Origin of the sequence: Sulfurimonas sp. HSL3-1, assembly GCF_039645995.1 — a bacterium.
Classification (GTDB): domain Bacteria; phylum Campylobacterota; class Campylobacteria; order Campylobacterales; family Sulfurimonadaceae; genus Thiomicrolovo; species Thiomicrolovo diazotrophicus.
The window spans coordinates 1,055,415-1,080,034 of the sequence record NZ_CP147920.1; the positions used below are offsets into that span (position 1 = coordinate 1,055,415).

Annotated in this window: 24 protein-coding genes; 21 read left to right on the forward strand and 3 right to left on the reverse strand. The window is 57.9% G+C overall.

Translation table 11 applies throughout. The features are described from left to right. Positions 1 to 52: 52 nt before the first annotated feature. Complete coding sequence (locus WCY31_RS05460; protein WP_345973544.1) at positions 53 to 727, forward strand: hypothetical protein; 675 nt, start codon at positions 53 to 55, stop codon at positions 725 to 727. On the opposite strand, the gene recO is transcribed toward WCY31_RS05460, so the two are convergent. Then, the gene (gene recO, locus WCY31_RS05465) at positions 724 to 1,344 is read right to left on the reverse strand and encodes a recombination protein RecO (protein ID WP_345973546.1); all 621 of its coding nucleotides are present in this window, start codon (positions 1,342 to 1,344) and stop codon (positions 724 to 726) included. The two genes, WCY31_RS05460 and recO, sit on opposite strands and share 4 nt — an antisense overlap. A gap of 156 nt (positions 1,345 to 1,500) precedes the next feature. Here recO and gltB point away from each other — a divergent pair, with 156 nt between their 5' ends. The 13 genes from gltB to WCY31_RS05530 all read left to right on the forward strand — a co-directional run bounded on the left by gltB (position 1,501) and on the right by WCY31_RS05530 (position 18,545). Then, positions 1,501 to 5,940, forward strand: coding sequence for a glutamate synthase large subunit (gltB, locus tag WCY31_RS05470; RefSeq protein WP_345973548.1), 4,440 nt, complete (start codon positions 1,501 to 1,503; stop codon positions 5,938 to 5,940). 2 nt (positions 5,941 to 5,942) lie between these two features. After that, complete coding sequence (locus tag WCY31_RS05475) at positions 5,943 to 7,325, forward strand: glutamate synthase subunit beta (protein ID WP_345973549.1); 1,383 nt, start codon at positions 5,943 to 5,945, stop codon at positions 7,323 to 7,325. Between the two features lie 121 nt (positions 7,326 to 7,446). Continuing rightward, positions 7,447 to 8,310, forward strand: coding sequence for an acetyl-CoA carboxylase, carboxyltransferase subunit beta (gene accD, locus WCY31_RS05480; protein WP_345973550.1), 864 nt, complete (start codon positions 7,447 to 7,449; stop codon positions 8,308 to 8,310). Then, positions 8,297 to 8,920: a thiamine phosphate synthase gene (locus WCY31_RS05485; protein ID WP_345973552.1), complete on the forward strand. Its 624-nt coding sequence runs from the start codon at positions 8,297 to 8,299 to the stop codon at positions 8,918 to 8,920. Before accD ends, WCY31_RS05485 begins: the two co-directional genes overlap by 14 nt. After that, entirely contained in the window at positions 8,911 to 9,369 is a 459-nt protein-coding gene (locus WCY31_RS05490; RefSeq protein WP_231021069.1) for a 23S rRNA (pseudouridine(1915)-N(3))-methyltransferase RlmH, read from the forward strand. Before WCY31_RS05485 ends, WCY31_RS05490 begins: the two co-directional genes overlap by 10 nt. A gap of 8 nt (positions 9,370 to 9,377) precedes the next feature. Beyond that, positions 9,378 to 9,734, forward strand: a complete 357-nt coding sequence (gene dksA / locus WCY31_RS05495; protein ID WP_231021070.1) for an RNA polymerase-binding protein DksA — start codon at positions 9,378 to 9,380, stop codon at positions 9,732 to 9,734. A gap of 9 nt (positions 9,735 to 9,743) precedes the next feature. Further along, complete coding sequence (locus WCY31_RS05500) at positions 9,744 to 10,793, forward strand: hypothetical protein (protein ID WP_345973553.1); 1,050 nt, start codon at positions 9,744 to 9,746, stop codon at positions 10,791 to 10,793. Positions 10,794 to 11,048: 255 nt separating this feature from the next. After that, positions 11,049 to 12,047 (forward strand): tRNA dihydrouridine synthase DusB, encoded by a 999-nt coding sequence (gene dusB / locus WCY31_RS05505; protein WP_345973555.1) that lies wholly within the window; start codon positions 11,049 to 11,051, stop codon positions 12,045 to 12,047. A 71-nt stretch (positions 12,048 to 12,118) separates the two neighbouring features. Further along, the gene (locus WCY31_RS05510) at positions 12,119 to 12,772 is read left to right on the forward strand and encodes a response regulator transcription factor (RefSeq protein WP_345973557.1); all 654 of its coding nucleotides are present in this window, start codon (positions 12,119 to 12,121) and stop codon (positions 12,770 to 12,772) included. A gap of 13 nt (positions 12,773 to 12,785) precedes the next feature. Further along, positions 12,786 to 14,009: a hypothetical protein gene (locus WCY31_RS05515; RefSeq protein WP_345973558.1), complete on the forward strand. Its 1,224-nt coding sequence runs from the start codon at positions 12,786 to 12,788 to the stop codon at positions 14,007 to 14,009. Between the two features lie 128 nt (positions 14,010 to 14,137). Continuing rightward, positions 14,138 to 14,890, forward strand: coding sequence for a sulfite exporter TauE/SafE family protein (locus WCY31_RS05520; RefSeq protein ID WP_345973559.1), 753 nt, complete (start codon positions 14,138 to 14,140; stop codon positions 14,888 to 14,890). After that, positions 14,883 to 17,699 (forward strand): excinuclease ABC subunit UvrA, encoded by a 2,817-nt coding sequence (uvrA, locus tag WCY31_RS05525; RefSeq protein ID WP_345973561.1) that lies wholly within the window; start codon positions 14,883 to 14,885, stop codon positions 17,697 to 17,699. Before WCY31_RS05520 ends, uvrA begins: the two co-directional genes overlap by 8 nt. 72 nt (positions 17,700 to 17,771) lie before the next feature. Beyond that, positions 17,772 to 18,545: a patatin-like phospholipase family protein gene (locus WCY31_RS05530; protein WP_345973562.1), complete on the forward strand. Its 774-nt coding sequence runs from the start codon at positions 17,772 to 17,774 to the stop codon at positions 18,543 to 18,545. Here the strand turns inward: WCY31_RS05530 and WCY31_RS05535 are convergent. Continuing rightward, positions 18,528 to 19,358, reverse strand: a complete 831-nt coding sequence (locus WCY31_RS05535; protein WP_345973564.1) for an SDR family NAD(P)-dependent oxidoreductase — start codon at positions 19,356 to 19,358, stop codon at positions 18,528 to 18,530. The genes WCY31_RS05530 and WCY31_RS05535 overlap by 18 nt on opposite strands. Before the next feature lie 319 nt (positions 19,359 to 19,677). Here WCY31_RS05535 and WCY31_RS05540 point away from each other — a divergent pair, with 319 nt between their 5' ends. The 3 genes from WCY31_RS05540 to arfB are packed head-to-tail and all read left to right on the forward strand — an operon-like array spanning position 19,678 to position 20,584. Next, positions 19,678 to 19,953: a DUF503 domain-containing protein gene (locus tag WCY31_RS05540; RefSeq protein ID WP_345973566.1), complete on the forward strand. Its 276-nt coding sequence runs from the start codon at positions 19,678 to 19,680 to the stop codon at positions 19,951 to 19,953. 43 nt (positions 19,954 to 19,996) lie between these two features. After that, positions 19,997 to 20,164 (forward strand): hypothetical protein, encoded by a 168-nt coding sequence (locus WCY31_RS05545; protein ID WP_231021079.1) that lies wholly within the window; start codon positions 19,997 to 19,999, stop codon positions 20,162 to 20,164. Positions 20,165 to 20,170: 6 nt separating this feature from the next. Then, positions 20,171 to 20,584 carry an alternative ribosome rescue aminoacyl-tRNA hydrolase ArfB gene (gene arfB / locus WCY31_RS05550; protein WP_345973568.1) on the forward strand — a complete coding sequence of 138 codons (414 nt, stop codon included), beginning with the start codon at positions 20,171 to 20,173 and terminating at the stop codon, positions 20,582 to 20,584. 651 nt (positions 20,585 to 21,235) lie between these two features. Here the strand turns inward: arfB and WCY31_RS05555 are convergent. Next, positions 21,236 to 22,081 carry an OmpA/MotB family protein gene (locus WCY31_RS05555; RefSeq protein ID WP_345973570.1) on the reverse strand — a complete coding sequence of 282 codons (846 nt, stop codon included), beginning with the start codon at positions 22,079 to 22,081 and terminating at the stop codon, positions 21,236 to 21,238. A 1,016-nt stretch (positions 22,082 to 23,097) separates the two neighbouring features. Between WCY31_RS05555 and radC the strand changes: the two genes are divergently transcribed. The 4 genes from radC (at position 23,098) to WCY31_RS05575 (ending at position 24,617) form a co-directional block, all read left to right on the forward strand. Then, positions 23,098 to 23,757, forward strand: coding sequence for a RadC family protein (gene radC, locus WCY31_RS05560; RefSeq protein WP_345973572.1), 660 nt, complete (start codon positions 23,098 to 23,100; stop codon positions 23,755 to 23,757). Positions 23,758 to 23,824: 67 nt separating this feature from the next. Next, positions 23,825 to 24,148 (forward strand): type II toxin-antitoxin system RelE/ParE family toxin, encoded by a 324-nt coding sequence (locus tag WCY31_RS05565; RefSeq protein ID WP_345973573.1) that lies wholly within the window; start codon positions 23,825 to 23,827, stop codon positions 24,146 to 24,148. Next, positions 24,145 to 24,417: a helix-turn-helix transcriptional regulator gene (locus tag WCY31_RS05570; protein WP_345973574.1), complete on the forward strand. Its 273-nt coding sequence runs from the start codon at positions 24,145 to 24,147 to the stop codon at positions 24,415 to 24,417. The genes WCY31_RS05565 and WCY31_RS05570 overlap by 4 nt, the downstream gene beginning before the upstream one ends. A gap of 5 nt (positions 24,418 to 24,422) precedes the next feature. Next, on the forward strand, positions 24,423 to 24,617 hold the full coding sequence (locus tag WCY31_RS05575; RefSeq protein ID WP_345973758.1) for a YwbE family protein: 195 nt from the start codon (positions 24,423 to 24,425) through the stop codon (positions 24,615 to 24,617). Positions 24,618 to 24,620: the final 3 nt, after the last annotated feature.

Sequence of the window (24,620 nt, forward strand, 5' to 3'; positions counted from 1 at the left end):
ATGATAGTCTCATTGATTATTACCGCGCCTGTGTGGCCATCAAGGATGACCGATGCCGTACCTCTCCATCATAGTGACCCTTCTGGTTGTAATCGTCCTGGCTGTCGTGGTTTCGGTCGTTGTGACGCGTCTGCGCAACCGCCACCATTTGGAGAACATGCGCGAAGCGGTCGAGCAGTCCAAATACGCTGAAAAAAAGCCGTTGTCCAAACCCAAGGTAATGAAGGGTGCACAGCCGAATGTCGGCATCAAAGTGCTGCAAAGGGATGAAATCGCCGCAACCTCCGAAGCGGGCACACCTCCGGGCGCTGAAACCACGGCAGGGGAGCGCGGGGAGTTAGCGCCGCCCGAACAAGTCCCTGCCGAGGCGGCCGAACCCCTTTTTGTTCCTCGTCCCTATCCTCCTTTTAACAATGCCCGCGCCGTTGAGGAGTTCGGGCTTTCGCAGGAGGAGGCCAACAGCTTTATCGGCGAACTGGTCAGCCAGATCGAATCGGAACTTCCGGCGCTAGTGGCCGCTGTTACCGCGCTGGATATGGTCCGGGTCGAAGAGGCGATCCACAAGCTCAAAGGCTCGACGTCCAATCTCGGGGAAGGGGGGATGACCGACCTGCTGTCTGATTTTAACGACTACGTCAAAAAGGGGCGCGACCCCGATACCCTCGATGAGTACGTGGCGAACCTGAACTATTATCTTGCCGAACTCAAGAAGGTCGTCCCCTCTTAAAACCCTTCCAGGAGCGTCGCCCAGAGGAGATCGATCTCCTCGTCGCTCAGGAAGAGGGCGCTCTGATGTTTGAGCAGTTCGTCCGCGGCGTGCTTGTTGATCGGGGTACGGTGTGCACAATCGGTATGGGCGTACTGGAAAGCGCGGATCATGCAGACAGAGGCTTCGTCGATCGAGTTTTCGCAGAAAAAACAGTGCGTTCGATCCGGGCTGCGCCCCTCATAGTGCAGCAGGCGGGCATAGGCCTCGAGGGCGACGCGCTTGGGGTTCTGCGTGCCCCAGCGCTCCGCGGCGTCTTTGAGCAGGGTGAAATAGAAGCCCCCGGTCTCTTCGGATTCGCGCAGGTGGGGGTAGAAAAGCGAGACGAACGTGTGCCACAACCGTGTCCGCGCCGGATCGAGCAGCCAGGGGAAGCCGAGATGCACGACGTCGTAGAGCCGTCCGATGGAGGATTTGAGGGAGTGCTCGATCTCGAAATCGATCATATGCCCGAGGTTGATCGTCCCGTGGCGCGCCCCGTAGAAACGGTAAAGGGTCTCTAAGCGTTCCTGTGTCAAAATGGCTAAAATAAGATCTTCGTCTTTGACCCGTTGGAGTCGAATGATGAACCCTTGCACTCTGCGTTTCTTCCTGTATCATTTATCATCACTAGTGTATAAAAAATCGGCTTTCAAAATAGAGCTTTAAAGCGTTTTGTAGTACAATATTAGCAATCGGCACTTTTCTAAATACGGGAAATGTGCTTAATATATGCTTAAATAAAGGTGAACCGAGTGGAATATTCTGACCTGTTACGTTCTTTTAAAGACAACTGCGGTTTCGGCCTGATTGCCAATATCGACAACCGGGCGTCCCATGAGACGCTCGAACGTGCCATCACGGCACTTGAGCGGATGATGCACCGCGGTGCGATCGCCGCAGACGGAAAAACCGGGGACGGGAGCGGACTGCTGCTCTCCATGCCGACGGCGTTCATGCGCAAGATCGCGCAGGCCGAGGGTGTGGAGCTCCCGGAGATGTATGCGGTCGCGACCGTATTTACCCGCGTTAAAAAGCACCTCGAAGTGCTCAGCGACACCTGTACGCAAAACGACCTGAAAGTCATCCTCAAGCGTGAGGTCCCGGTCGACGACAACGCGCTCGGTCAGCAGGCGCTGGATACGAAGCCGTACATCTACCACGTCTTCATCGTACCCAACTCCATCATGGCGACACAGCGCTTCGATGCGCTGCTCTACCTGAGCCGCAAAGAGACGGAACACGCCCTGGAGCACGACGAGGATTTCTACATCCCCTCCATGTCGTCGCGGGTCATCTCTTTCAAGGGCCTGGTGATGCCGACGCACATCAAGGAGTTCTACAAGGATTTTCAAGATCCCGATTTCAAGATCTCCTTCTCCCTGTTCCACCAGCGTTTCTCCACCAATACGCTGCCCAAATGGCGCCTGGCCCAGCCCTTCCGCGCCGTCGCCCACAACGGCGAGATCAACTCCGTCGAGGCGAACCGTTTCAACGTCCGCGTCAAATCCGAGTCGATCAAGAGTGAGATCTTCACGAAAAAAGAGCTTGAGCGTCTACTGCCGATCCTGCAGCCGGGCGCATCCGACAGCGCGAGTGCGGACAACTTCTTCGAGTTCCTCATCGCCAACGGCATGGATTTCTTCAAAGCGGCCCGCGCCGTCATCCCGGCACCGTGGCAGAACGCGCCGCACATGGACCCGGACCTGCGCGCCTTCTACGAGTACCACTCCACCGTCTTCGAAGCGTGGGACGGTCCGGCGGCCTTCTCGCTGACCGACGGCCGCTACATCGGCTGTGTCCTCGACCGTAACGGTCTGCGCCCCTCCAAGTACATCATCACCCACGACGACACCCTCCTCATCACGAGCGAGTACGGGGTCATCGACCTGGATGAAGACAACATCAAAGAGCGCGGCCGCCTGCAGTCGGGCGAGATGATCGGTCTCGACCTTAAATTCGGCAAGGTCCTCAAAAACGGGGAGATCAACGACTACCTTAAGGCGTCACAGCCCTATATGAAGTGGCTCAACGAACATATGGTCTACCTCCAGGAGCACGTCGAAGAGCAGTACAGCGGGCACTGTATCCTTGACAAGGATGACCTCGTCCGCCGCCAGCGCTACTTCAACATCACCGAAGAGGTGATCGAGCAGGTCATCGAGCCGATGATCCGCGACGGCAAGGAAGCGGTCGGTTCCATGGGAGACGACACCCCGATGGCGGCGTTCAGTTCCAAACAGCGCCACTTCAGCGACTTCTTCAAGCAGAAGTTTGCCCAGGTCACGAACCCGCCGATCGACCCGATCCGCGAGAAGGTGGTTATGAGCCTCAACACCGGTTTCGGCGAGACACACAACATCCTCGACGAACTGCCGTCGCATGCGCACCGACTCAAGGCGATCTCGCCGATCGTCACCTACGAGAAACTCGAAGTCCTGAAGTCCTACGGCGACGAGAATTCGCCGCGGTTCCAGCCTTTTTACAAGAATGCCACCTTCTCTACGGCCTTCGAAGGCGAGTTGAAGCCGGCCCTCGATGCCCTGGTGAAAACCGTGACCAAAGCGGTCAAGAAAGACGGCGTACGGATCGTCGTCCTTGAAGACAGCGGGCTGGATGCCACCCACCGTACCATCCCGATGCTGATGGCGGTCGGACGCCTCAACAGCGCTCTGCTCGACGCCGGAGTGCGCCACCTGGTCTCCCTCGTCGCCGTCTCCTCCGAAGTGATCGACTCCCACGGTGCGGCGACACTGATCGCCTACGGAGCGAGCGCGGTCTTCCCGGAGCTGCTCTTCTCCACTGCCGTCAATATGGTCGAGACGAGCAAGCCGCTGGAGGATATCCCCTGCAGCGAAGCGCTTAAATCCGTTCACGGCGCCCTGAACGCCGGTCTGCTCAAGATCATGTCCAAAATGGGGATCTCCACGATCGCGTCGTACCGCAACTCGGGTCTCTTCGACGTCCTGGGGCTGAGCCGCGAGATCGTCGACGACTGTTTCGGCGATTCGCACTGCCACATCCCGGGACTGGGCTACGAGGATATCGACGCCCGCCTGCAAAAAGCGCATGAAGAGGCCTATGACAATCTCGGCTTCAACAGCATCTTCCCGCTCAAGATCGGGGGCTTTTACAAGTTCTACAACGGCCAGGAGTACCACGACTTCGGTCCGCAGGTCATCCACGCCATCCATGCGCTCAGCAAGTCGGGCGATCCGAAGGATTTCGAACGCCTCAAAGCGGTCGTCAATAACCGCGGACAGAAGTTCATCCGCGACTTCTTCGAACTCAAGTCCGATCGGGCGGCGATCGATATCAGCGAAGTTGAACCGGTCGAAGCGATCACGAAACGCTTCAGCTCCGCGGCGATGAGCCTCGGCTCCATCTCGCCCGAGGCGCACCAGTGCATCGCCGAGGCAATGAACACCATCGGCGGCCAGTCCAACTCCGGTGAGGGTGGGGAAGATGCCGCGCGCTTCAAAACCGTGCTTAACTCCAAGATCAAGCAGGTCGCTTCGGGCCGCTTCGGCGTCACTCCGGCCTACCTGCGTTCGGCCGAGGAGATCCAGATCAAAGTCGCCCAGGGCGCGAAACCGGGCGAGGGCGGCCAGCTGCCGGGCCACAAGGTCTCGGCACTCATCGCGCGCCTGCGCCACACCGTGCCGGGCGTTACCCTGATCTCGCCGCCGCCGCACCACGACATCTACTCCATCGAGGACCTGGCACAGCTCATCTACGACCTCAAGCAGGTCAACCCGGACGCGAAGATCTCCGTCAAGCTCGTCTCCACGGCGGGCGTCGGTACGATCGCCGCGGGGGTCGCGAAGGCCTATGCGGACAAGATCATCATCTCCGGCGGCGACGGCGGTACCGGTGCGGCACCGCTCACCTCCATCAAGTTTGCCGGTAACCCGTGGGAACTGGGACTCTCCGAGGCGCACAACGCGCTCAAAGCCAACGACCTGCGCAAGATGGTCCACGTCCAGACCGACGGCGGGCTCAAGACCGGGCTTGACGTTATCAAGGCGGCACTGCTCGGCGCGGAAAGCTACGCCTTCGGTACGGGTGTCCTCGCCATCGTCGGTTGTAAGATGCTGCGGATCTGCCACGTCAACAAATGTTCCGTCGGGATCGCAACGCAGAACGAAAAGCTGCGCAAAGAGTACTACAAAGGTACCGTGGCGCAGATCGTCAACTACTTCAAACTGCTCGCCGAGGATATCCGCGGCTACATGGCGCAGCTGGGTTACAAAACGCTTGACGAACTGATCGGCCGCAGCGACCTGCTCAAAGTCATCGACGACGAACTCGCGAAGAAGTTCGACTTCGGCAACGTCCTGCACCGCGAACCGGGCGTCGATACCTGCCAGGTGGAGTCCAACGAACCGTTTGACGACAACGCCTTTGAAAAAGAGGTCCTCGAAGAGGTCCGCAGCGCGATCAAGCACCCGGAGCACCCGGTCCGCATCACCCGCGACATCTGCAACCTCAACCGCAGCTTCGGTGCCCGCGTTTCCGGCGAAGTCGCCCGTTATTACGGCGATGCCGGACTCGCAGACGGTACGATCGACATCCGCCTCAAAGGGGTGGCGGGACAGGCCTTCGGTGCCTTCCTGATCAACGGGGTCAACCTGAGCCTCGAGGGCGTCGCGAACGACTACATCGGTAAAGGGATGCATGGCGGCAAGATCGTCATCAAGTCGGTGCATGAAGGCGGCAGTTTCAGCGGCGGGGGGAACACCTGTCTGTACGGTGCGACGGGCGGTAAGCTCTATGTCAACGCCGCCGTCGGCGAACGCTTCGCCGTTCGTAACTCCGGTGCGCTCGCCATCGTCGAAGGCACCGGCGACAGCCCGTGCGAATACATGACCGGCGGTATCGTCGTCATTCTCGGCAAGACCGGCGTCAACTTCGGTGCGGGGATGACGGGCGGGATCGCCTTCGTCTTCGACGAGGACCACAACTTCATCGAGAACGTTAACCGCGAACTGGTCGAAGCGGTCCGCATCGATACGGATGACGGCGACGAGGCGCGCCACTATCTGAAGCGCCTGCTTAAAGACTATATCAATGAAACGGGCAGCTCGAAGGGGCGCATGATCCTTGACAATTTCCGTACGGAGATCCGCAACTTCTGGCTTGTCCGTCCTAAAAACCTGACCAAACTTCCGCTCAACCAGGAAAAGGGAGACTAAGAATGAGAGAATTTTTAACGATTGGACGTATCGATCCCGCGAAACGCCTGGTGGTCGACCGCGTCAAAGACTTTAAAGAGATCTACGAAGTATTCAACAAGAACGAAGCCGGCGCGCAGAGCGACCGTTGTGTCCAGTGCGGCGATCCCTACTGTCTGAACAAGTGTCCGCTGCACAACTACATCCCGCAGTGGCTCAAAGCCGTCGCCGAAAGCGACCTGGAGTTCGCCTTCAAGCTCTCCAACGAGCCGTCGCCTTTCCCGGAGGTCATGGGGCGGGTCTGCCCGCAGGACCGTCTGTGCGAAGGGGACTGTACCCTCAATGACGGCCACGGCGCCATCACGATCGGTGCGGTCGAGGCGTTCATCAACGAGGAGGGGTTCAAAGCGGGCCTGAAACCGGAGTTCCCGGGGATCACGACGGACAAGAAGGTCGCGATCATCGGTTCCGGCCCGGCGGGCCTCTCCGCCGCCACCTACCTGCTGCGTTCGGGGATCGCCGTTACGATGTACGAGCGTGCCGACCGCGCCGGCGGGCTGATGACCTACGGCATCCCGAACTTCAAGCTCGACAAGAAGATCGTCGACCGCCGCGTCAAACTGCTCGAAGAGGCGGGGATGGAACTGGTCCTGGAGTGCGAAGTCGGCAAAGACATCACCTTCGAGGAGATCGTCAACGGTCACGACGCCATCTTTATCGGGATCGGTGCGACCAAGGGTAAGACGGCTCGCATCACCGGTGAAAAGGCGCCGAACGTCTACATGGCGATGGAGTACCTTACCGCGATCCAGAAGAAGAACTTCAAACGCGCCTACGACAAGCAGTTTGAGTTCAAAGACCTTGACGTTGTTGTCATCGGGGGCGGGGATACGGCGATGGACTGTGTCCGTACCGCCAAGCGCGAAGGCGCGCGCAGCGTCAAGTGTCTCTACCGCCGCGACGCCTACAATATGCCGGGCAGCCAGAAAGAGTACAAAAATGCGATGGAAGAGGGCGTGGATTTCCAATTCCAAGCCTCGCCGAAGCAGATCCTTCTGGACGAGAACGGCCGCGCCGTCGGCGTCGAGATGGTCAAAACCGTCCTGGGTGCCAAAGACGAGAGCGGACGCCAGCGGATGGAAGAGGTCAAAGGGAGCGACTTTACGGTCAATGCCGACGTCGTCATCCTCGCCCTCGGTTTCGATCCGTCCGTTCCCTCGTTCCTGGCGGAGAACGGCATCGAGACAAACGCCTGGGGCGGGATCGTCATCGACGATAACAACCAGACCTCCACGGCGGGCATCTATGCCGGCGGCGACTGCTACCGGGGTGCGGACCTCGTTGTCAACGCCGTCTACGACGGCCGCGAAGCGGCGCGCTCCATCGTCAGAAGCCTGCTGAAATAATGGCGCTTTTCAGCGCCGTTTCTATGCCGCTTCCCCTGAGCTTTTAGGGGAAGTCTGGGCACTTTTTCGCTACAATTCCCCCAATCAATCAAAACTATTTCCGAACCCCGAAGGATACGTGATGAACCTTTTCAACCTTTTCGGCGGCACGTCCCGACAGCAGCCTACCAAGAGCGAGGCGCCGGCACACTGGGTCAAATGTCCCTCATGCAACTCCCTGATGTACTACAAAGAGGTTGAAAACCAGAACTATGTCTGTCCCAAATGCGGCCACCATATGCGTATCAACGTTGACAAACGCATCGAACTGCTCGCGGACGAGGGGAGCTTCGTCGAGTTCGACGCAAACCTCGCGCCGGTCGATCCGCTGAAGTTCGTGGACAAGAAAAGCTACGTCAAACGCCTCGAAGAGGGGGAAAAGAAGACGGGACGCCGCTCCTCCGTCGTCAGCGGCGAGTGTACGATGAACGGCGTGAACGTGCAGCTCTGTGTCTTCGACTTCGCCTTTATGGGGGGCTCGCTGGGCTCCGTCGAAGGGGAGAAGATCACCCGCGCCATCCACCGCGCCATCGAGAAAAAACAGGGTGTCGTCATCATCAGTGCTTCGGGCGGGGCGCGGATGCAGGAGAGTACCTATTCCTTGATGCAGATGAGCAAGACCTCCGCCGCCCTGGCGCGTCTGGGTGAGCACCAGCTCCCCTTTATCTCCGTCCTGACCGACCCGACGATGGGCGGGGTCAGCGCCTCATTCGCGACCCTGGGCGACATCATCATCGCCGAGCCGGGGTCGCTTATCGGTTTCGCCGGCCAGCGCGTTATCAAGCAGACGATCGGTTCGGACCTCCCCGAAGGGTTCCAGCGTTCGGAGTTTCTGCTGGAGCACGGCTCCATCGATATGGTCGTCAACCGGAACGAACTCAAAGGGACCATTGCGGACCTGATCCGTATGATGCTGCCCGCTTCGGCCGACCATGACGCGCAGTGAGATAGACGCCTTCTTCACCTCCCTTCCATCCAACGCCCTCTACGCCCTCTGCGACCAGGCGTTGCTCGATTCCCATGCCCTTGAACTCGAACCCTATGTCGAAGCCTGCCGCAGGCTGGACGTCTCGCTGATCCAGTACCGCAACAAAGCTGCGGAGACCGATGCCGTCACAGCAGCACTGGAGCGCCTTCGGGGGCTGTGGGACGGGATGCTGATCATCAACGACCGCTGGCAGCTTCACGCGCTGTGCGACGGCGTGCACGTGGGCCAGGATGATCTGCTAGGATTCGGTGCAGATGCCGCCGCCGCGGCGCAATCCCTGCGAGGGGAAGTGGGCGGCGATTGCGTCATCGGCCTCTCCACCCATAATGCCACGGAGATCGCGACGGCCAACACGCTCGGGATCGATTACATCGGGCTGGGAGCCTTCCGGGCGACGGGGACCAAAACCGATGCGGCGGTCCTGGGCGAAGACCTGGACACCCTGGCGGCCGCTTCCGTCCACCCGGTGGCGGCCATCGGCGGAGTCGGGTTTGAGGACCGTTTCACTCATGCGCGGATGCGGGTGATGGGAAGCGCGATCATCGCGGAGGCGCAGCGATGGAAGTGACCCTTTACTCCATCGCGAAAAAGGAGCGGTCGATCTACGATCCGTTATACAAAGAACTTATAAAGATGAGTTCGCGCTTCGCCAAGGTCAATGACGTTGAAATTTTCGGCAAAAACGTCACCAAAGCACACACAATAGGCGAAGAGGCCGCAAAACAGGCCTATACGGAGAGTCTTGAGCCCTATTTGAACCGTGGATATTCGATTGCGTTGCATCCTGATGGAAAATTAATCGACAGTTTCGAATTCAGTAAGCTCCTTAGTGATAAAATGTCGGTGCAATTTTATATCGGAGGGGCGTTCGGATTCGAAGACGCGTTTCTTCGGCGCTGCGACAAGGTGATCAGCCTGTCGCCGCTGACGATGAGCCACAAGATCGCCAAGGCGGTCCTGCTGGAACAGATCTACCGCGGATTCACGATCCTGAACAACCACCCCTACCACAAATAAGGACACCCGTGCAAAACAGCGAACTGTCATATTTCGAGGAGATTCTGCGCGCTCGCAAAGCGCAGATCATGAAGAACATTTCCGGCGTCGAGGCGGAACTGGACGGTCTGAGCGACGTTGAAATGAACGATGAAGGCGATTACGCCGCCATCAGCAACGACAATATGGTTGATACCGCGATCGGGACACAGCAGGGGACCGAACTGCTCGAGATCGAACTGGCGCTGAGCAAGATCAGCGCGGGCACCTACGGCATCTGCGAGATGTGCGAGGAGCCGATCAGTTTTGCGCGTCTCAAAGTGAAACCGCATGCGCGTTTTTGCATTGACTGCAGGGAGATTGCCGAGAAGAACAGCGCCAAGTAAGGGGGACGCATGTATATCAAACGCTACAGTATCGCCGCACTACTGCTGATCTTTATGCTCGGATGGTTCGTCTACGGTTTCGTATCGAAAGAGAGCATCCACATCGACCTGCTGGGCATTATGCTCCCGTCACTGCCGGTCGCCGTGTGGGTCGCCCTGGCGATGCTGCTGCTCTATGCCGGGACCCTTGTCCATATGCTTTTCTACTCCGTCGTCGGCAGCGTACGCCTGCGCAAGTATGAAAAGGATTACGCCCACCTGCTCGACGCCGTCGCCGACGCCTTCTTGCAAAAAGAGGACCGACGGCACGCCTTTAAGACGGAGCGCTACGCACTGATGGGCGAGATCGCCGACCACTCACGGATGCTGCCGGAGGAGAACCTCGAAGGGGTCGAGCATCCCAAACTCGGGGCGATCATTCAGGCGATCCAGCTGATCGAGAAGGGCGAAAGCGCCGACCTCAAGCGGTTTAACCTGCCCAGCAACAACCCCCTGGTGCGCCAGAACCATATCAATCAGCTGAGCGAAGGCAAGCTCGATGCCGAAACGGTCCTTTCGAAACCGGAGCGGTTCGATTCGGAGATCCACGCACTGGCCTTCGAGCAGCTCAGTGTCTTCGCGCCGCTGCATATCCTGGAGAAGTACCGCCCCTATATGACCTTCAAGGCGGCCCTCTCCATCGTGAACCGCATCAACGCCGAGGAGAGCACCCTCTCCGTGCCGAATGCGACGGTGGTGGACTTTGTCACCCGCATCGAGGGACTCTCCTCGCTGGATTACCTCTACCTCGGCGTCGTGATGGGCGAGCATATGCTCCCGGAGCAGCGCATCGCCGTCTTCGAGATGCTCTCGGACAACGACGACAAGGCCTTGGATGGCTACCTCTTTACGCTCTTCGACCTCGAGATGGTCGACCGGGCCAAAGAGCTGCTGCACATCACGGCGGAGAACGAATACGTTCTGTTCAAAGCCTACGCCGATCTCAAGGCGTGCAACAAGCATTATGACGTCAAGCGTTTTGCGAACATGATGCTGCAGAACTATTCTCCGAAGGCCTGACAGGCCTTCGGAACTTGTACGGCAGCCGAGCAAAACAAGGGTACCGCTCGCGTAGCGATGTTTCCTTGAAAGCCCGGCTACCTACGTTAACACTGGGTTTGGCGTTGTCCTCACTACGTTGCGGAATTCCGCTACGCTACATCGGCAGCAGGCCCGCACCCCAAGGGCACTTCTTCCAGGGCGCACCCCAAGGGCACTTCTTCGCTTCGCTCAGGGCGCACACTTTCTCACCCCGTTTTTTGCTAAAATACGCGCATGATTCTAAAAGACATCCTTGATTTCTCCAAACCTTTATATGTCCTCGCACCCCTGGCGGGCTATACGGACCTGCCGTTTCGCAGCGTCGTGAAAAAGTTCGGTGCGGACCTCACCGTCAGCGAGATGCTCAGCTCCAACGCGTTGGCCTACGGCTCGCAGAAGACCCTCAAGATGCTCGAGCGCAGCCCCAACGAGGATCCCTATTCGGTCCAGATCGCCGGGGCCGACACGGAGATCGTCCGCCGTGCCGTCGAGATCCTGAACGAACAGGATGATATCGACATCATCGACCTTAACTGCGGCTGCCCCGTTCCCAAGGTCGTCAGCCACGGTTCGGGCAGCTCCCTGCTCAAGGACCTGCCGCAGATGGGCCGCATCATCGAGACGATCAAGCAGACGTCGAACAAACCGCTCACTTCCGTCAAAATCCGCCTGGGCTTTGCGGAGAAGAACCACCTCGAGATCGCAAAGATCGTCGAGGAGAGCGGGGCGGACTTCCTCGCCGTGCACGGCCGTACAAGGGCGGGCAAGTTCAAGGCCGAGGTCGACTACGATGCCATCGCCGAGATCAAGCAGGCGGTCTCCATCCCTGTTATCGCCAACGGCGACATCGACAGCTATGAGAAGGCGCAGTGGGTGCTGGAGCACACCAAGGCCGACGGCGTCATGATCGGCCGCGGCGCCGTCGGCGCGCCGTGGATCTTCCACCAGCTCAAAACGGGCAGCGCGACTATCGACCCGATGATCCGCTACGAGATCATCATGGAGCACTACGACCGCATGATCGAGTTTTACGGGGCGCGCGGGGTCCCGATGTTTCGAAAGCATATCCACACCTACTCCAAGGGGTACGCCGGCGCCTCCGCCCTGCGCAACGACGTCAACCGCATCGACGACGTGGCGACATTTAGGAGCCTTATCGACGGCTTTTTCAAAGAGAGCCGCTACGTCGGTGAGACGACGGAGGCGTCGTCGATCGCCTGCGCTTACGAATAGGCTGAGGGGCTTTTCCTAACACTCCCCTAACACTGGCGTGCTACACTCACTGCAAAGGGGAGGAGAAACGCATGCGAATCCTGATGCTGGAGGACGATACCGTCCTCGCCGAACTGGTCGGCGGCTACCTCTCCCGCCATTTCCGTGTCGATATCGTCTCCGAACTGGGCGATGCGCTGGCGTATATCGAGCGCTACCGCTACAGTGTCGTGCTGCTGGACCGCAATATCAACGGGGTCGACGTAGGCATGTCGCTGATCGAGAAGATCAAGCAGCGCAGCAGCGAAACGGGAGTGATTATTATCAGCGCCTACGATGCCATCGCGGAGAAGATCGCCGGGCTGAACCTCGGGGCGGACGACTACCTCGACAAACCCTTTGACAACGCGGAGCTGCTGGCGAGGGTCCATGCGCTGGCGCGCCGGAACCAGGGAACGCCCCATGTCGAGGTAGGCGGCCTGACCTGCGATATGCTGGGCCGCTCCATCCGCAGCGCGGAGGAGGAGATCGTGCTCAGCCGCAAGGAGAACGACCTCTTCTTCTACCTTCTTTCGAAACAGGGGCAGATCATCTCCAAAGACGAACTGCTTGACGCTCTCTATGTCAATCCGCAGAATATCGCCTCCAATACCATCGACGCAACGGTCAAGAACGTTCGCAAAAAACTGCCCAAAGGGATCATCAAGACCGTCAAGACGCGGGGGTACGTGATTGAAAGGGGGTAGAAGTCTTCAGCGGATGGTCATTTCGTACTTTCTGCTCAGCAGCGTCATCACCTTCGCACTGCTCGGGAGCTATGTCGTCTACCGCTATCACGCCGAGCTCAAACGCAACCTGCGGCAGTCGCTGATCGTCTTGTCCGAGGACGTGGTCCGCCATAAATTCTACCTGAACGATGTCCGGACGATCCGACAGAACTTCCATCTGCTCGAAGCCTACCACAGCGCGCCCTTTGTCGACCACTTTGACGATCTGACCTTCGCCATGACCAAGACTCCGCCGCCGGAAGCGGACGAGGTCGCCGTCATCTCCGTTCTGCCCGACGGCCGCTACCTGACGGTGCGTTCAAATACGCTGCGGATCGAACAGAAGAGTCGCGGGCTCGCCCTGCACCTGGCGGCCGTATTCGGGCTATTCCTGCTGCTGTTCGTCCTGCTTTTCTGGTTTTTTCTGGCGCGGCTGCTTCACCCGCTGCAGTGCCTGGTCCGTTACTGCCGCTCCGGAGCCGAGGCTGAAAAAGCGGTGCCGGCATGCAGCGGTTCGGCGGAAGTGAATGAACTGAAACATGCCATCATCGCCCTGCAGCAGGCAAACCGGTCGCTCTGCCGGGAGAAACAGAACATCTTCAAGGAGGCGGCGCACGAGATCAAGGCCCCCATTGCCGTACTCAAAGCGCGGCTGTCGCTCTTCGCGGAGGATGACGCCTTTGAAAAAACGCGTTTCGTCTCCGAGAGCGAAGCGGACATCGCGACGGTCAGCAGTAAGCTGCGGGAACTGATTTTCCTCAAAGAGATCGAGTGGGATATGCGCAAGGGGAGGGAAGAGGTGGCGATGCAGGAGCAGTGCCGTCTGATGCAGCAGGTCTTCCAGCCGATCCTGGAGAAAAAAGGGCTGACGATCGTCTCGAACTTCGAAGAGGACTTCACCCTCCGCATCCACAAGGCGGCGATACTGAAGGTGATGCAGGCCGTTTTCGAGAACATTTTCATGCATACGAAGAACGACACCGTCATCCGGACGATTGTCGATCCGGGGAAAAAGCGGCTGGAGATCGTCAACGAGATCGGCAGCAAAAGCGACGAGACCCTCTTTAGTTCCCGCATCGGCTCCCGGATGATCAACCGTCTCGCCGACAAACTGGGGTACCGTTACGAGACCCGGCAGCATGAGGGCCGCTTCAGCACGGTGATCACCTTCGATGCGGCCGTACCGGAGGGTGATCTGCACCTGAGCGTGCAGTAACGTCTCCTTACCGGCGGCATGCTGCCGTCGCTTCACCGCAGATTGACTCTGCGAACTCCTTTACAGACGTAACCCCCACTTTACCGTGCCTCCTGTATAATCGCGCGAATCAACACACGGGGCGGCAGATGGCAGAGATTATCGAACTGATCTTTTTGGGAATTGGCGTCGGTGCGCTTTCGGGCTTTTTCGGCATCGGCGGCGGGACGATCCTGGTCCCTGCGCTGCTCTTTATCGGTTTCGATATGAAGAGCGCCGTCGGTATCTCCGTCGTGCAGATGGTCTTCAGCTCCATCTACGGCAGCTACCTGAACCTGAAAAAGGGGACCCTCGATGTGCGGATGGTCCTGGCAATAGGTGTCGGGGGTGCCGTCGGGGCGCTGGGCAGCAGCTTCATCGTCAGCGCCCTTTCGGGGCGGACGCTCGAGTGGATCTTCATGGGCTTCGTCCTCTTTGCCCTGGGGCGGCTCTTTTTCAAGACCGTCGATCATGACCAGGAGGTCAAAAAAGTCCATCCGGCGCTGCTCTTCGTCATCGGCCTGCTGCTGGGGGCCTTCTCCATCTCCATCGGCGTCGGGGGCTCCATCCTGCTTGTGCCGATCCTGGCAGGCTTCTTGCACGTGCCGCTCAAGAACGCCATCTCCGCCGGCCTCTTCTTTGTCGTCTTCTCCTCCATCTCCGGGCTCGTGAGCCTCTCGGCGGGCGGCTACGTTGATTATTACCACGGCGTCATCATCGGGATCGCGTCGATGGCGGGGGTCTTCGGCGGGATCTGGCTCAAGCACGTGGTGCCGGTCAAGCAGCACAAACTCCTGATGATCGCCTTCTACCTGGTGGTCATCGGCTATTTCTTCTACAGATTGGTGGTAAAGCATGGATAAGATCACGATTACGGGCGCGCGGGAGCATAACCTCAAGGATATCTCCCTCGAGGTGCCCAAAAACAAGCTGGTCGTCTGTACGGGACTCTCCGGCTCGGGAAAATCGACCCTCGCTTTTGACACCCTCTATGCCGAGGGGCAGCGCCGTTATATCGAGAGCCTCTCCAGCTACGCCCGCCAGTTCCTCGACCGCATCGGCAAGCCCGACGTCGACAAGATCGACGGCCTCACCCCCGCCATCGCCATCGACCAGAAGACAACCTCCAAGAACCCCCGCTCGACCGTCGGGACCATCACCGAGATCTACGACTACCTCCGCCTGCTCTTCGCCCGTATCGGGGTGCAGCACTGCCACCTCTGCGGCAAGGAGATCTCGCAGATGTCCGCCGCGGATATCATCGACCAGGTTCAGAAACTCCCCGAAGGCTCCAAGGCCGTCATCCTCGCCCCGCTGATCCGCGAGAAGAAAGGGACCTTCGCCGACCTGATCGAGGGGCTGCGCCACAAAGGCTTCGTACGGGCGATGGTTGACGGCGTCATGGTGCGCCTGGACGAGGAGATCGAACTCTCCAAGACGAAGAAGCACACCATCAAGGTCGTCATCGACCGCGTCGTCATCAAAGAAGAGAACCGCGACCGCATCGCCCAGGACGTCGAAAAGGCCCTCAAGGAGAGCTACGGCGAGGTCGAGGTCGAGATCATGAACCATACCGAGATGGACCTGACCGCGAACATCATCCACTACAGCGAGCACAACGCCTGTTTCGACTGCAAGGTGAGCTTCGAACCCCTCGAGCCGCTCAGCTTCTCCTTCAACTCCCCCAAGGGCGCCTGCCCCGAGTGCGACGGGCTCGGCATTCGCTACGCCCTGGACCATGACAAGATCATCGACGGGGACCTTTCCATCGAGAAGGGGGCCGTCAAGATCGTCTACGGCTTCAACAAGGGGTACTACTTCACCTTCCTCAAAGGCTTCTGCGAGACCGAGGGGATCGATATCACCGTTCCGTTCCGCGAGCTGGAGGAACACCAGAAAAAGGCGATCTTGCACGGCAGCATCAACGAGGTGACCTTCAAGTGGAAGAACCACCCGGTGAAAAGGATTTGGCCGGGGATCATCCGCATCGCCTACGACATGTTCAAAGACGAGAAGGATATCCAGGACTACATGAGCGAGAAGGTGTGCAACGTCTGCGGCGGCCACCGTCTGCGCCGCGAGAGTCTCGCCGTCGACGTGGCGGGCCAGAAGATCAGCGGCGTCATCTCCCAGCCCATCGAGGATACCTACCGCTGGTTCACGGCAGAGGATACCTTCGCCTTCCTCGGCGAGCAGGACCGCATGGTCGCCGCGCCCATTCTCAACGAGATCCGCGAACGCCTCTTCTTCCTCTTCGACGTCGGCCTGGGCTACCTCACCCTCAGCCGCGACGCCCGGACCATCAGCGGGGGCGAGGCGCAGCGCATCCGCATCGCCAGCCAGATCGGCAGCGGCCTGACGGGCGTCATGTACGTTCTCGATGAACCCTCCATCGGCCTGCACGAGCGCGATACCCTCAAGCTCATCCGTACCCTGCGCTCTTTGCAGGAGAAGGGGAACACCGTCATCGTCGTCGAGCATGACAAAGAGACGATCGAACACGCCGACCACATCATCGACATCGGTCCCGGGGCGGGGCAGTTCGGCGGTGAGGTCGTCTTCTCGGGCTCCCTCAAGCAGCTGATGAAGGCGAAGACGGAGACGGCGGCCTATATGACGGGCAAAAAGAAGATCGAGTACTTCTACCGCCGCGAGCAGACGGAGTGGATCGAGATCAAGAACGTCACCATCAACAACATCGAGGACCTCTCCGCCCGCATCCCGCTGCAGAACCTCGTCTGTGTCACCGGGGTGAGCGGCAGCGGCAAGAGCTCGCTCATCCTGCAGACCCTGCTGCCGACGGCAAGGGAACTGCTTAACCGCGCGCGCAAGGTCCACACCGTCGCCGGCGTCGAGATTACGGGTCTGGAGCAGCTTGACAAGGTAATCTACCTCGACCAGAGTCCCATCGGCCGCACCCCGCGCTCGAACCCGGCGACCTATACGGGGCTGATGGACGAGATCCGCAACCTCTTTGCGAAAACGAAGCTCTCCCAGATCCGCGGCTACACGGCCAGCCGCTACAGCTTCAACGTCAAAGGAGGCCGCTGCGAGAAGTGCCAGGGGGAAGGGGAGCTCAAGATCGAGATGCACTTCCTCCCCGACATCATGGTCAAGTGCGACGCCTGCGGCGGCAGCCGCTACAACCCGCAGACCCTGGAAATAGAGTACAAGGGCAAGTCGATCGCCGACGTGCTTTCGATGAGCGTCGAGGAGGCACTGAAGTTCTTCGACGCCATCCCGAAGATCAAGGCGATCCTCAAGACACTGCACGACGTCGGCCTGGGCTACATCACCCTGGGGCAGAACGCCGTCACCCTCTCGGGCGGGGAGGCGCAGCGCATCAAGCTCTCCAAGGAGCTCAGCCGCAAAGATACGGGCAATACCCTCTATATCCTCGACGAGCCGACGACGGGACTCCACTTCGCTGACGTCGACCGCCTGACCCAGGTACTGCACCACCTCGTCGAACTGGGCAACTCCGTCCTCGTCATCGAGCACAACCTCGACATGGTCAAGAACGCCGACTACATTCTCGACATGGGCCCCGAGGGGGGCAGCAAAGGCGGCCGCATCATCGCCGTCGGCGACCCGGAAACGGTGGCAGCGCAGGCCGACGACACCGGCAGCTACACCGGCGAATACCTGAAGAAGGAACTCCCAGCGCAGTAAGCGCCAAGTTGTAAGTGTTTCCATGAAGATGGCATGATTGCCTTAACGCTACACAGCGAATGGAGGTGAGTAATGGCAACGGAGAAAGCGCCGAAAAAGATTTCACTTGCTTTATCGGGCGGCGGCGTACGCGCCGTAGCCCATTTGGGGGTCGTCGAGGTCCTGCAGCAGCAGGGCTACGATATTGCCGCCATCGCCGGCAGCAGCGGCGGGGCCCTGGCCGGGGTGCTGCTCTGCGACGGCTACACGCCCCGGGAGGTCCTGGAGATCTACCGTGAGCTCCGGCGCATCGACCTCGTGCGCCATTTCCGCCAGGGCGGGGTCTTCGCTCTCAAGGGGATCGAACGGCTGCTTTCCCACCACCTCACTGCCACTCATATCGAGGAGCTCCGGACCCCCTGTATTATCACCGCGACGGACCTGACGGCGGGGACGATCCGCTACTTTGACCGCGGCCCCATCGCCAAACTGGCCGCGGCCTCCTCGTCGCTCATTCCCTTCTTCGCCCCTGTATCTTACGAGGGGATGCGCCTGGGCGACGGCGGCTTTATGGACAATATGCCGGTGCGGGCCCTCAAAGCGCAGGGAGTCCCCATCCTCGGCATCAACGTCAACGCCATACTGCCGCAGGAACCGAAGAACGTTATGCAGACGACCTACCGCGCCCTCATATTGATGATGGCGGCCAACGTCGAGGCGTCGAAGCACTTTGCGGATGCCTATTTGGAGATTCAGGGGTGTGCGGAGATGAACATCTTCGACACCTCCAAATTGGACAGCGCCTTTGACGCGGGGCGGCGCGAAGCGGAGGCGGCGCTTAAAAAGGGGTTACTGGATCTTGCGTAGCAGGGCGTCGAGCCCCCGGGTGGGCAGCAGGCGTTTGAAAAGCGCGAGCAAGGTGGTCGCCCCGGTGATGTGGTAGCGCGGGGCCGGGCGCTCCGCCTCCAGGGCCCTGATAACTTTGTCTATCACGGCGTCCGCATCGCGGGTAAAGCGGTCCTTCTCCTCCTTGTTCGCTTTACGCTTGTAGACCTCTTCTTCGTACATGTCGGCAAAACGGCTTTTCTCAACTTCGACATTCTTTTCAAACATTTTGATGGCGTTGTCGCGGAACTTGGAGCGGATCGGGCCCGTGTTGAGGGTGATAACGTGGACCCCCGTGCCCTCGAGCTCCAGGCGCAGGGTGTCGCAGAGCCCTTCGATGGCGTACTTGCTGGCGTTGTAGGCGCCGCGGAAGCGCAGCGAGACGAGTCCCAGCACCGAGCTGTGCTGCAGGATGCGCCCGTAGCCCTGCGCGAGCATAAGGGGCAGGACGCGGCGGGTGAGCTCGTGCAGTCCAAGGACGTTCGTTTCGAACTGTTCGCGCAGGGCGAAGGTCGGGACGTCTTCGAGGGCACCGGGCTGGCCGTAGCCTGCGTTGTTAAAGAGGGCGTAGAGAGTGCCGCCCGTCTGCTCAAGCACCCACTGCAGGGCCGCATCGATACTGTCGGGGTCGGTGACGTCGAGCTGATGGGCATTAAGCCCCTCATTGATGAGCCTGAAGACATCTTCGGGGTCACGGGCCGTGGCAAAGACGTCGTAGCCCTGTCTGAAAAGGGCCAGGGCCGTCTCGTAGCCGATGCCGCTGGAACAGCCGGTAATAAGGATCGATTTTTTCATGGCGCCATTATAGCCTGCCTCCGTGAAAGGGGGCGAATGGCGCTCTGGGGGGAATGGTGGAGAATCAGCCGTGGTAGATGTGGTGGCAGTTATGGCACTTATATTTTCTTTTTCTGAACAGCAGATACTTTTCAACGAACGTACGCTTGAGCCGTAACGCCTGTCCCGCACCGCAGACGGGGCAAACCTTCTGTGTAAACGCTTTCATAATTTTGACCTCTAGAAAAATTCATTCTCTCTTTTTCGCTTCAAGACGGCAATTATATCAGACAAATCTATGATATTCTTATTATAAAATAACAAAAAGCTAAAGGCTTTCATGATTATCTGCCACTGTGATCTTCACTTCGAACTCCCCTACGCGCACTCGCTCAAGGGACGGCGCAGCATCGTGAACAGCATCAGGGAGCGGCTGAAAAGCTTCAACGTCTCCGTCATGGACATCAGCGGCGAATACCCAAAAGAGGCCGACATCGCCGTCGTCTTCCTCTCGCCGACTGCCCGGGCTGCGGCGCAGTACCGCGACGCCATCGAACAGATGCTGGAGCGCCACTTTCCCGAGCTGCAGTACACTATGGCGTATGAAGAGCTGTAGTCGCGCTATAATGGGAGGTAAAAGTTCACCAAAGGAAAAGACCATGGCAGACAAACCGCTCTCCGAACTCGACGAACGCGAACCGGAGCTGGATGAATCCAGCGACTATGAAAAACCGCTCTCTTCCAATAAACGCACCTGGATTCTCAGCGCCTTCGCTATTGCGATCATCGTCTACCTGCTCTACAACATCCTGATGTCTTCTTTTTAGGGAATCATGCTGACCATTTCCAACAACGTAAGCCTCAGCGAGGATGAGATCGAGATCGAGGCCATAAGGGCCCAGGGCTCCGGCGGGCAGAAGGTCAACAAGACCTCCGCGGCCATCCACCTGCGCTTTGACATCGCCGCCTCTTCACTGCCGCCTTTTTACAAAGAGCGCCTGCTCGCCCTCAAAGACAGCCGCATTACCAAAGAGGGGATCGTCGTCATCAAGTCCCAGCAGCACCGCAGCCGCGAACAGAACAAAGAAGAGGCGTTGGAGCGGCTCGTCGAGCTGATCAAAAGCGTCAACGTCTCCAAAAAGAAGCGCATTGCGACCAAACCGACGAAGGGTTCCGTCAAAAAAAGATTGCAGTCGAAAAAGAAACAGGGAGAGAAAAAAAAGCTGCGCGGCAAAGTCGCCGACTGAACTGCTGAAAGCGCGCCAATCGCATTCTAATAAAAGCGCGGGAACAGGGAGTCTTTTCATTTGAAGTGCCGCTCCCGTTTCACGCGGCAGCGGTGGGAGCCTCTGTGCTCCCATGGGCGGTATGTTTGGCCCAGGCGGTGCATACGGCGCACCCTTTAGTAAGATGCCGAACTCCCGAAGGGGCATATGACCTCTCTAAGTGTCGCGAGCCCGATTTAAGCGGCGCGACGTTTCCAATCTCTGGAACGAGGTTGCCCGGCATCTTGTCTGTGAAAGGCGAAGTGACCGCGGTCGCATCTGGTGGCGCTGCACTGTCATGCGCGCCGAGCTCTATTGGCTGCTTCGACCCGGCTTCACCTTGACTCAGAAAAGCATCTTACTTCGCTTACCCGATCCTTCGTCGCGTTTCAGCCCATACCCCAACTCTCTATTAGGGGCGGCATCCTCTTGCAACGAGGGACCCAAAACCGCCAATAAATTCGTTTGATTCATTGGCTTCCTTTGCGGTACCTTGTTAAAGATCTCTAGTACGTACTAAGCTCATGATAACTCCTAAAAAATAAAAGCAAAATAAAATGGAGAAGGTCGTTTCGGGAGGAGATAAAAAGGTGATACGGGGGAGGGTGCGGGCACAATGTGCCCGCGTAGGCGTTACTCGGCGAGCTTAGGAAGCTCGTTCGAGAGGATCTCCAGGTTTGGCAGCATGATGATCTCGATGCGGCGGTTGAGCGCGCGCCCCTCCGGCGTCTCGTTGGTCGCGCGGGGGTGGAACTCGCCGAAGCCGGCGGCGGAGACGTTGTCGGCGGAGACGCCCTCGTCGATCATGAGGTGCACGACGCTGAGTGCGCGCGCCGTGGAGAGCTCCCAGTTGCTCGGGAAGCGCGCGCTCTTGATGGGGACGTTGTCCGTGTGCCCCTCGACCTGGAAGCGGCGGTCGGGGAAGGCGGCGAGGGCCTTGGCGATCTGCGCAAGCGCCTCCTGGCCCGCTTTGTTCACCGTCGCGCTGCCGCTGGCAAAGAGGACTTCATCGGGGAGGTTGATAACGATGCGCCCCTTCTCGATGGAGACGGTCAGCTGCCCGCCGTCGATCATCTTCTGCAGCTCTTTGACGAACTGCGCGTAGATCTCGTTGCGTTTCTGCGTCTCGGCCTCAATCTGCTTCATGGTCTCAAGCTGCTCCTGGGAAGCCCCCAGCTCTTTGCGGGCCGCCTCGAGGTCCTGCTGGAGCTGCAGCTTGCGCATCTCCATCTCGCTCAGCTCGACGTTGTTGAACTCGATCTGCGACTTGCCCTTGGCGATCTCCTCGCGGTCCTTGGCGATCTGCGCCTGGTTGCGCTCAATCTCGTCGCGCTGCTCCTTGATGGTCTGCTGCGCGGAACCGAGCTGCGCGCGGGTCTGGTTCAGCTCCTGCAGCGTCGCCTCGTGCGTACTCTTCATAACACAGCCGGAACTGAGCAACATCACTGCCGCCATCGCGGCCACCGGAATCAGTTTCATAATGGGGACTCCTTTTGATTGGTCGAGGCATTATAACCGAAGAGGAGAAATAGCACCCGCACATGGAAACGTCCCCTTCCTACGCTGTTCTAGGGTGCGAAATGCTGTAAAAAAGGCGAAAAACAGTGCGCAAAAGCGACCTTTGATGAAGAGAATACGAATAATGCAGCGTCATGCGGCGGCTTTCAAAGAGCGCTCAGTGCCAATTTCCGATTTTATTGAATGCGCTTCGACGAGTCGAAGCTCTTTTTTTGACGCTAGCTTCGGTTTGCCGAAGCGCATTAATCAATAGGCTCAGTGTCGTTAAGCATGCCGTGAAAGTCGCCCTGAAGGCATAAAGCCGAGAAAGGGCGAGCGATTCGCGCAACGACGATTTTCTTTTGGTTCTTTTCTTATGAAAAAGAAAAGAATGAATAGAGTGTATTCCTTTGCCACTTTTTTAGAAAAAGTAGCGCAAAAAGCGGCCTTTCGCGAATCGCTCATCCCTCCCGGCTTTATGCCTCCGGGATGGCTTATAAGGAGCGTTCAAGGCCAATGCTTGATTTATTTGAACGCGCTTCGACGTGTCGAAGCTCAATATTTTTCAGTTAGCTTTGGTTCCCGAAGCGTATTTAAATCAATAGGCAGAAGGTCGGGATGTGTGCTTTATAAGCCGTTCCGGAGGCCATACGACGGGAGGAACGTGCGATTCACATCACGACGATTTTCTTTGGGTTCGTTTCTTTGTAAAAAGAAAGGAATGAAGGGAATATTTTCTTGCCACTTTTTTAGAAAAAGTAGCGCAAAAAGCGGCCTTTCGCAAATCGCTCATCCCTCCCGGCTTTGGGCCTCCGGGATGGCTTATAAGGAATGCTCAAGGCCAAGCCCCAATTGATTGGATGCGCTTCGGCGTGCCGAAGCTCTATATTTCCATTAGCTTCAGTCCCTGAAGCGCGTTAATCAATGGGCAGAAGCTCGGTTTGGTTTTTCTAAAACTTAATATAACATATATAGTTATATTACGATAGAATTATTGCATGAAAAAGCTCCAGGAACTCTACAAAGGCGACAAGCCCCGCGAAAAACTGCTGGCAAAAGGTCCCGCTACCCTTAAGGCGTATGAGCTGATGGCAGTGTTGCTCGGCAGCGGGGTTCCGGGCAAGGATGTGCTGCAGCTCTCCAAGGAGATCGTAGGGCTCTTTGATGCCTCTTTCGAATCCCTGACGCTCGATGACCTTACTTCCATCCATGGCATGGGCGAGGCAAAAGCCGCGCAGATCCTCGCCGCCGTCGAGCTCTCCCGGCGTTATCTCATCAAGCAGCATGTCAAAATTACCTCAGCTGCGGATGTCTACGAACTGCTACGCGAATACGGGGCCAAAAAGCAGGAGTATTTCATTGCCCTGGCTCTGGATGGAGCCTCGCACCTTATCGAGAAGCGCGTCGTCTCCATCGGGACCCTCAACCAGTCCCTCGTGCACCCCCGTGAAGTCTTTGCCGATGCCGTTGCGGACAGGGCGGCGGGGATCATCGTTGCCCACAACCACCCCGGCGGCCAGCTCGCCCCGAGCCGGGAGGACGCCGCGGTTACCCGGCGCCTCAGGGAGGCGGGGATATTGTTGGGGATAGAGCTGCTCGATCATGTTATTTTGACCAAAGAGGGGTTCTTGAGTCTGCGGGAAGAGGGGATGTTGTGATCAATCTAAATATATCTAATAAGATATTATTTATATCCTATGAGGCATAATCATGAAATGAGAAGTGGTGTTTTTTACAGATGAGAACGGCTCAAAACCGGTTTATGAGTGGATTCTCTCTCTGGAAGAAAAGACCAAGACAGTTGTATTGAGAAATTTGGATCTCTTGGAGCAGTTAGGTACAGGTATCCGAGAGCCATATGTAAAACACCTGGAAGAGAAACTGTACGAAGTCAGGGCGAAAGATCATAAAGGTATCTACCGGATTATCTATTTTGCACACACCGGTAGACGATTTGTCTTACTACATGGTTTTGTGAAAAAGACGCAGAAGACACCCAGAAAAGAGATTGATATTGCCAAACAGCGCATGAAGGAGATGAAAACATGAGTGAACTCCAGAGATTGATAAAAGAACAATTGAAAAATGAAGAGTTTAAACGCGAATGGGATCGTCTTGAACCCCGTTATCAAGTCATAACACAGCTGTTGAAACTCCGCATCAAGTATGACCTGACGCAGAAGCAGTTCGCGGAAAAGGTTGGAACGACACAGGCCGTCATTTCACGCATCGAAAATGGCAATGTTAACATCGGGATTGATTTTCTTGAACGTGTGGCCAAGGCGTTTGGGAAAAAAGTCGAAGTGAAGCTGATATGAGCACCATGCCGGATCCCAGACAAAGAAAGAACATACGCTTCGGATTGAGCGTTGCCATCGTGTTGAAACAGGACCAGGACACCGGCCGACTGACAGACGGCATCGTCCGCGACATTCTCACCAAAAGCGCCACGCATCCGCACGGTATCAAGGTGAGGCTGATGAGCGGCGAAGTAGGGCGGGTGAAGGAGATACACTAGCAG